The 7,930-nt window shown below is 62.8% G+C and carries 11 protein-coding genes; 6 read left to right on the plus strand and 5 right to left on the minus strand.

Going from position 1 to position 7,930, the window contains the following annotated elements; translation table 11 throughout:
• Positions 1-204: transposase (locus tag FV223_RS15030; protein WP_147727796.1), on the plus strand; the 204-nt coding region annotated here is incomplete at its 5' end.
• A 299-nt stretch (positions 205-503) separates the two neighbouring features.
• On the opposite strand, the gene FV223_RS15035 is transcribed toward FV223_RS15030, so the two are convergent.
• Positions 504-1,600, minus strand: a protein-coding gene (locus FV223_RS15035; protein ID WP_147727797.1) for an IS630 family transposase whose coding sequence is annotated in 2 segments (ribosomal slippage) — positions 504-1,075 and positions 1,075-1,600 — 1,098 coding nt in all. Because the reading frame shifts where the segments join, the coding sequence is not laid out codon by codon here.
• Between the two features lie 36 nt (positions 1,601-1,636).
• Positions 1,637-2,509 (minus strand): class I SAM-dependent methyltransferase, encoded by an 873-nt coding sequence (locus tag FV223_RS15040; RefSeq protein WP_147727798.1) that lies wholly within the window; start codon positions 2,507-2,509, stop codon positions 1,637-1,639.
• Between the two features lie 290 nt (positions 2,510-2,799).
• Here FV223_RS15040 and FV223_RS15045 point away from each other — a divergent pair, with 290 nt between their 5' ends.
• From FV223_RS15045 to FV223_RS15060, 4 genes are all read left to right on the plus strand, one after another.
• Entirely contained in the window at positions 2,800-3,081 is a 282-nt protein-coding gene (locus tag FV223_RS15045; protein WP_147727799.1) for a hypothetical protein, read from the plus strand.
• Between the two features lie 253 nt (positions 3,082-3,334).
• Complete coding sequence (locus FV223_RS15050) at positions 3,335-3,730, plus strand: hypothetical protein (protein WP_147727800.1); 396 nt, start codon at positions 3,335-3,337, stop codon at positions 3,728-3,730.
• Positions 3,731-4,005: 275 nt separating this feature from the next.
• Positions 4,006-4,557, plus strand: coding sequence for a PilZ domain-containing protein (locus FV223_RS15055; protein WP_147727801.1), 552 nt, complete (start codon positions 4,006-4,008; stop codon positions 4,555-4,557).
• Entirely contained in the window at positions 4,557-4,841 is a 285-nt protein-coding gene (locus tag FV223_RS15060; RefSeq protein ID WP_147727802.1) for a PilZ domain-containing protein, read from the plus strand. Before FV223_RS15055 ends, FV223_RS15060 begins: the two co-directional genes overlap by 1 nt.
• 17 nt (positions 4,842-4,858) lie before the next feature.
• Here the strand turns inward: FV223_RS15060 and FV223_RS15065 are convergent, their stop codons facing one another.
• Positions 4,859-5,161 carry a hypothetical protein gene (locus FV223_RS15065; protein ID WP_147727803.1) on the minus strand — a complete coding sequence of 101 codons (303 nt, stop codon included), beginning with the start codon at positions 5,159-5,161 and terminating at the stop codon, positions 4,859-4,861.
• Between the two features lie 77 nt (positions 5,162-5,238).
• On the minus strand, positions 5,239-5,481 hold the full coding sequence (locus tag FV223_RS32575; RefSeq protein ID WP_187276149.1) for a hypothetical protein: 243 nt from the start codon (positions 5,479-5,481) through the stop codon (positions 5,239-5,241).
• 71 nt (positions 5,482-5,552) lie between these two features.
• Between FV223_RS32575 and FV223_RS15075 the strand changes: the two genes are divergently transcribed.
• Positions 5,553-5,720 carry a carbohydrate porin gene (locus FV223_RS15075; protein ID WP_147727805.1) on the plus strand — a complete coding sequence of 56 codons (168 nt, stop codon included), beginning with the start codon at positions 5,553-5,555 and terminating at the stop codon, positions 5,718-5,720.
• Between the two features lie 90 nt (positions 5,721-5,810).
• Here the strand turns inward: FV223_RS15075 and FV223_RS15080 are convergent, their stop codons facing one another.
• Complete coding sequence (locus FV223_RS15080; RefSeq protein ID WP_147727806.1) at positions 5,811-7,637, minus strand: sodium:proton antiporter; 1,827 nt, start codon at positions 7,635-7,637, stop codon at positions 5,811-5,813.
• Between the last annotated feature and the right edge of the window lie 293 nt (positions 7,638-7,930).

The following is a 7,930-nucleotide window of genomic DNA, read 5'->3' on the forward strand; positions in this document are numbered from 1 at the left end:
GGCGCTCGGCCTGCGATCCCGCCTCAGCGCCACGAAGCGCCCGTGGCCTGCCCTGATTGGATCTACAACAACCGTAACCAGGTCGAGCGCCTCTGGGCCAGGCTCAAAGAGTGGCGCGCCATCGCCACCCGCTACGAGAAGACTGCCGTCAGCTTCATGGGCGTCCTCTCCCTCGCAGCCGCCCTCGATTGGCTCAAGCGATGACACGCCCTAGCCTGCTTGGCGGCTTGGTACTTCACGGAACAGTCCTTGGCGATAGCGCCAAAACCGGTGTGGCCAGCATGGTCACACCAAAGGCGAGCGACAGGACGGACAGTTCGAGGCGAGCCATAAGGGGTAGGTCTCCAGACCGAATCAAGCGCGGCCGACAGTGATCCAAGATGGCCCGGCACCGCCTATTCGACAACCTGCTCACTCGGTTGCAGCACACACGGGAGTGCCAGGGGCAGGGTAAGGTTGCTGGTTCCTCAGCAGCCCCATCAGCTTATACCAACCCTTGTTGATCAGAACCCATGGGTCCATCGGCGCATTCCGATGGACATGATGCGCCAGGGCTGGGCGACGATCTTGTTCCAGGCGTCGCAGCAGTGGTCGAGGATGTCGGCGTAGGATTGGAAGATCCGGTTGCCGAGCCAGTTCTCTCGCATGAACTGCCAGAGGTTCTCGACCGGGTTGAGTTCGGGCGAACGAGTTGGAAGAGGGAGCAGGGTGATGTTGCCTGGAACGCGCAGCTTCTTCGTGGTGTGCCAGCCAGCCTGATCGAGCAGGAGGACAGCGTGGGCGCCGGGCGCGACGGTTGCGGAGATTTCTTCAAGGTGATGGGCCATGGCCGACGTGGTGCAACGGGGCATGACCAGGCCCGCGCCGACGCCTCGGGCCGGGCAGATTGCCCCAAAGATGTAGGCTGACTGCGTGCGCTGATCCTTGGGAGCCGAGGGGCGCGTTCCGCGTGCTGCCCAACGCCGGGTCAGGGTGTTCTTCTGGCCGACCCGCGCCTCGTCGCAGAACCAGACCTCTACGGGTTTGCCGCCGACAGCCTGCCCGATCTGCGCCAGACGGTGGGGGAAGCTTTTATAAAAACAGCTGCGGCGTCCGGGTCCTGGGCGTGATGGCGCGGACGGGCTGAGAGCTTGCGGTAGCCCATCGCCCGCAAGACCCGGCTCAAGGTCTGCTCGGAGATCGACACGCTCTGATCCTCGACCAGGATCTGTGCCAGATCGCACAAGCGCCAGCGCACTACGCCATGAGCGGCGGACGTCGAACCTTGTTCGATTAGGGCCTTCAGGAAATCGCGCTGCCCGGCGTTCAGGCGCGGACGGGCACCAGGCGCCTTGCCGTCGATCAGCCCGTCCGGACCGGCCGCGTTGAAGGCCAACACCCAGTCACGCACCGTCTGCAACCCGACCCCGCCGATCTCGGCCGCCTCCAAGCGCGAGCCGCCCGCCGAGATCACCGATAGCGCCAACAGGAGGCGGATCTGGGCCGGATTGCGCGATACCTTGGCCAGAGCGCGCAAAGCTTCGGCACCATAATCCGATCGCAGTGGCACCGGAGCAGCCATTACATCCTCCTCAGGCTCCAAACCTGAAAAGTGAATCACGACCTGGATCGCGATGCTACCTCGCGTGAGTCATATTCAACGGGGCTTGGTATTAATCGTACAGGGCAGGAATTTCTGTAGAAGCGGGAATGCGGACAGGACGTAGTAATAGACCGTTGATGCAATCCCGATCCTTTGACTGTACTCCGGGTGGAACTCGACCTTGACGTCGAAACAGAAGGTTTCCGCGTCCCGGCGCAGCCGTTCGATCAGGATAACGTCCTCGTCGACCTGGGCGACGTGGCGCTTACTCTCGGTCCGGCGTTTGGCGCGGCCGTAGAGGATCGGCGGTGCAGACGGTTCGTAGAGCATCACGAGCCGCCCGCCCGGCTTGAGCACGCGATGCACCTGCCGCAGGACAGCCTCGTAGCGTAGGCCGATGATGAAGTGGTCGAAGGCCGCAAAGCAGAACACGAGATCGAAGCGGTTGTCGCTGAACGGTAACGACACGGCGGAGCAGGCCCACTTCTCATCGAGCCGTGCACCGATCAGGCCTTCATAGAGCTCGGATGTACGGATTGCATCCGTACTGAGATCGGTGGCGGCGAAGTGGGCTGTCGGAACCTGAGATTTCGCCATTACGCTGGCCCATCCGTGGCCCGCGCCTAGTTCGAGAACCTGATCGCCCGGTCGGATTTGCAGGCGATCCAGCAGGGACTGGAACGCGATCATGACCCGCGATTTGTAGATCACGTTCTCGAAGAGGTCAGCCTCGGGCCCCTCACCGCGATCCGTTGACCAGAACACGAGTTCTTTCTGGTCGCTGCTCGATAGCAGCGCTTCGTCGACGGCGATGTGAACGCCGCGATCTTCGGCAATGGTAGCTGCAGGAGGGCGTAACGGAGCTTCGGGTGACACGGGCGGCATCCAATCCTCGCAAGCTATCAAGTTCCCCGCGATGAACACCATCCTCGTTCCTATACGTTGGGACAGCCCTGAGAGGCGATAGAGCGGTGGTGTTTCAATCTGATATCTGAAGAGAGACAAAGGCGAGCTGTCATCAGATGTTCTCCGTAGGCGCTAGCGGATTTCGAGCTTAGACTCATGGAAAGCCCGCCGCAGCGGACGCCGGGCGGGCTTGTCTGACGAGTTCCCTGAGGTTGGATACGTTCATCCTAGTGGAAGGTTTCGCTTCGCTTCGCTGGCGCGGGGGCGCTCGTTGAGCGACAGTTCCATCCGAGATCGCAGGGGAAGCCGCGATGCGGATGGAGAAAACCGACCTAACGGACGAACTTGCTCCCGAGATCCGCGAGATCTGCGAGGGCTTCAATCAATTGTACGAACGCGCCTCACTGGCTGAGCAGATCGTCTGGCACCGCACGCGAGCTGTCCGGACCTGTCGGAACAACCGCAAGATCCTGAGGCTGCCAGGCGATCCAGCGCTTCAGGGCTATGCCGGCTCGGCGCTGCGGCGCGCGCAGATCCGGCTGCTCCGAATTCGGATATGGCGGGCGACCGGGGTGTATCCGGCTGAGGGGTAGTGCAGGTACGAAAAAGCCCGCCACGGCGGCTACCGGGCGGGCTGAGGTGATGTCAGGGCCAGAGGAACCCCTTCGATGGCTGGGTCGTAGCGCGGGCTGGTTAACGGAGAACGAAAGAGCCCCGCGCGGCGGATGCCGGCGGGGCTAAGTGCGACTTGGGTAGGAATGAGCGTGAAACGGAAGTGCCCCACGCCGTGGCCGTAAGCGATCGCTGTGCCACCGAGTGCGTGCCGGCTTACGCACCTACGCGCCGGTGGACGAGATCGATCGGCAGTTGGCCCGTCCCGACTTCGCGGCCCTGATCTATCCGGTCGTCACGCTGGAGCCGCCTTACGACAATACGGGCACTCGGCGGAACCTCTTCGGCGAGCAGCCGAAGCCCGAAGCGCGGACCGCCTGGTCGCTCCAGACACAGTTGCGTCCGGGCTGCCCGCCGCTCTTCCTCGTGCAGACCGACGACGATCCCGTGATCAGTCCGGAGAACAGCCGCATCCTCGACACGGTCTGTCGGCACATGAGCGTACCAGTCGAGTTCCACCGCTTCAGCAAGGGCGGCCATGGCTTCGGCATTGGGGAGCCTGACACACCCGCAAGTGTCTGGCCCACCCTGTGTCATGCGTGGCTCCAGACCCTCGACATGCTGGGTTGAAGGCTGAACGTCGCTTCCGGTGCGGCCGACCGGGGCGCTGATCTCACCTAGATCAGGGGCTCATCCGGACACCGCGATCCGCGCACGGCGCCTGGATATGTCAGGCCGGCGAACACCTTCAAGGATCATGCGGGGAGCGGGTTTTCGTGAAGTCCGCTGCAGCCAGGTTGCCTTTGGAGCAATTTTTGCAGTCCGTTCAACCTGAGATAATTTGTAAACGTCTAAGCTGCTATATAGGAACAGTAATAGTAATCTAGCCATATATATGACGCCACATGATTGAAACTTATGGAAAATTTCTTCTGGAGACTAACAGTGAAGCGACATGCGTCGCCATCATATCAACAAGTGCACGCGTCGAAGTAAGAAGGCGTGGCGGGCTACCAGCAGTCCGCCTTGGCATGAACGCGACGTGCTATCTTGATGCAATCGGCGTGGTGCCTGGGCGGATAAGCGAAGTGAGTTCCGCTGGTTTCACTCTGCTCGTTGAAGCCAGTGCAGAGCGCAAAGCGAGGATCGACGATCGCCTCGCCTGGCTTCGTGCTCACGTCAACGACACGGCCGATCAGCGGAATGATCCCCGGATCGTACCCACCCGGCGCGCTGTGAGCGTCACGCTATCGAACGGTCAGACCGTCGGCGCAGAAATCGTTGATCTTTCGATGTCAGGCGTGGCCCTCGCGACGAGTGAACGACCTGATCCTGGTTCAGCCGTAACCGTCGGAAAGCGGTTCGCCACTGTCGTCCGACATACTGCCGACGGGATCGCTGTTCGTTTCAAGCTTCCATACAGCCCAACGACCTTCAATGAACAAGCGGTGCTGTGATGGGACATCCAGAGATCGAGCGCCGCAGTGCGCCGCGCAAGCGAGTTCTGAAGGCCGTCAAGATCATCTTCCCCAACGGGGCATCAGTGATGGACTGCACAGTCCGAAACGTCTCAGACGTGGGGGCAAAGCTCACCCTGCCGTCAGCAATCAGGGTGCTGGAGGCGTTCACGCTGCTGATCGATTCTGATGACGTTCAGCATACCTGCAGGATCGTGCGTCGGGAAAGCGCGGCAATCGGAGTTCAGTTCATTTCGAAACCATGGGATTTCGAAGTAAATTAGCCCTTCAGCGAAAGGCATCAGTTCAACTGCAAACTACCTCTTGGACTTGTCGTGAGACCGCTGAGGTGGGCATCGAGCTGATCGCGGATTTCTCTGGCCATCGCCAGATCGAGGCGTAGACGCGCAGCTACAATGGGATCAGGCTGCACGCTGCCATCCATGAGCACGGCCATCCGGTCCGTGAACAAATTGAGCGCGACGGTCTGCCCGTTTAGGACGATACTGACAGCGCCTGTAATATGCCGAACGGGAACTTCATCAGGATCGGGCGTGGCATCAATTGGCATCCCTTGAATTCCTATAAAACCGAGAAAATACAAGCGAGACTTCAGGTCCTACAATGCTCTGCGAGCCAGCCGGCGCACTCAAATAGCATTCGCAGAATTAGATATCAAAGTTAATGAAAAGTAAAAATATAGGTCAGGTTGCGCGCTTTCCGCTCGCCCCATGAAGTTTCTTCGATAAGCCGCCATCTCACATTGTGCTTGGCCGCCACAACAGCCCAGGCGTGCCCAATTATCCTAAACAGGATTGATGCTGGCGACCTTGCCCGACACCCGAGGCGACCGATCTCGTTGTGGCCGCCGTCCCCGAGCGTCCCGGACAGGTCGCCCTGACCGACCTGCTCGACGAAGGTCATCACCCGCCCGAGCGGCCGGACGATCACGCGGTTGATGGCGATCCCGATCCCGATGCAAACGGTTCGCGGCCTTGTTCGAGGCGACGTACCAGGCCATCCTCGAACCGCGCGTGACGGTTCAGCCGAACCTGCAGTACGTCTTACATCCGGGGGGCAACATCCCGGATCCACGCGACGAACTTGGGCGAAGGATCAAGAACGCCACGGTCGTCGGCCTGCGGGCGACGCTGATCTACTGAGCGAGGTTCAACTTCATGCGGGCCATCGGAAATGCCCAACCGACCCCAGAGCGAACCTTATGAGTCTGAACGCTGTACGCAAACCGCTTATCAGACGTGCGCTAGAGACGGCTCTCCCGCCATATCGAGGTGAGGAATATTCGGCGCGGCGAACGCAAGCATGCGGTCCCCCTCGTTTGGGGCGGCACGCTCGTTGTCGACCGAAAGGAGTTCGACCACCCCGTCCGTCTTGATGATCAGCAGGTCGATCACGTCGGTCTGCGCACCCCCGTTCGTGGGGACGACTTCGAAACGCCAGCCGGCCTCGTGTCGCCCGGCCAGGGCATCGAAATCGATCTTGCCGTCACCGAGTACTTTGCCGCGGGTATCCCGGCTGACGCCCGTGTCCGCATGCAGGAGGTGGTCCGCCGACGGCGCGAGTTGGTAGACGCGCTCGCGGCCGATCTCGGGGGCAAGTCTGGTGCACACCAGCGCGTTGTAAAGTTCGTCCCGAGTCGCAGCGAGCATATGGTCCGGGGGGTGGTCGGCGAGACCTTCCTCGGCATGCCGCGACAGCAGCTCGGCCTGCAGCGTTGGCACACCCGCGTCACGGGCGGCCTGGAGCGCGCCGGGATAGGTGTCGATCAGTACCACCGGCACGCCCGCGCGATGCAGGGCGACGACCATGTCGCTCGCCCATGGGGACGCTCCGACGACGGCGAGCCGCTGGGTCTCGGCCGCGGTAGACAGGCTCAGTCGCCGGGCCAGCGGTCCCAGCGAGAAGCCGTGGAGGATGACCGTGGCCACGATGACCGCGAATACGGTGGGCTGGATCAGATCGCCGCCGGCGTAGCCCGCCTCGCTCAGACGGGGCCCGGCCAAACCTGCGACGGCAGCCGCGATGATGCCGCGGGGGCCGATCCAACCCACGAACAGGCGCTCCCGCCGCGACAGGTCGCTGCCCAGCGTCGCGAGCCAGATGGCGGCCGGGCGGACCGCGAACAGGACGGCGGCCGTAAGAGCGAGGATGGGCAGGGACAACTTGCCGAGGACGCCGAGGTCGAGGTCGGCGGTCAACACAACGAACAGGCACGACACCAGAAGCACGACAAGCGCCTCCTTGAACCGACGCAACTCGCCCAAGCCTGGCACATGGCGGTTCGCCAGGGCGATGCCGAACACGGTCGCGCCGATCAGCCCGGCCTCGTGCATGAGCAGGTTCGGTACGACGTAGGCAACGAGTGCGAGCGCGAGCAGCACCGGCGTCTTGAGCGTCTCCGGGACGAGATCCCGCCGGACCGCCCAGGCCACCAATATAGCGAAGCCAATGCCGAGGCCGCCCGCCACCAGCACGCCCTCGGCGAGGTGGATCGCCAGTGCGACCGCCGGGGTCTCGCCGGCACCGTGCGGCACGCCCACCAGGATCTCGATGACGACCGCCGTGAGGATCGCCCCGACCGGGTCGTTGACGATGGCCTCCCATTTCAGGAAGGCGGCGGATCGGCGCTCCAGGCGGGCGTGGCGCAGCAGCGGCAGGATCACGGTTGGTCCGGTCACGACGAGGATGGCGCCGAACACCGACGCGGGGCCCCACATCATCCCGCCGATGAGGTGCGCCGCGAGGGTGCCGAGGACGAAGTTGATGGGCAGCGCGAAGGCGGTGAGCCGGAGAACACCTTCGCCGGAAGCCCTGAGTTCGCGGAGGTCGAGCGCAAGGCCCCCCTCGAACACTACGATGGCGACCGCCAAGCCGATCAAGGGGCGCAGGTTCTCCCCGAAGTCGCGGGACGGGTGTAGCAAGCCGAGCACGGGTCCGACAAGGAACCCAAGCGCGAGCAGCAGCACGATGGCGGGGACGCGTAGGCGCGCGGCGAGCACCTGGGCGGCGATGCCACCGCCCACGATGCAAAGGACGGCTGTCGCCAAACCGTGTTCCATCCATCTCCCTCCGGGCAAACATGTCGTCGCGACCGGCCGACGCTTCACCGGTTGAGGGATCGGCACCTCCGCCGTCATGCGGGTCGGATCACATGCCCTACTACGGGTTGGAGCTTATGGGATTCCCGCCAAGGCCCCTGTCGCGGTCGCACCCCCGGCGTCGGTTTGGCGGTTATCGATTTTGCGCAGCTCGGTAGCAATGTCCTGCAGGCTGGTGTCGCCCTTGCGCAGCACCTGATCTGCCCCGGACAGACGGTCACGCTCGGCTGCGGTGACGTCGCGAGCGCTTAACA

It is taken from the genome of Methylobacterium sp. WL116, from assembly GCF_008039455.1.
In the GTDB taxonomy this organism is placed as follows: Bacteria; Pseudomonadota; Alphaproteobacteria; order Rhizobiales; family Beijerinckiaceae; genus Methylobacterium.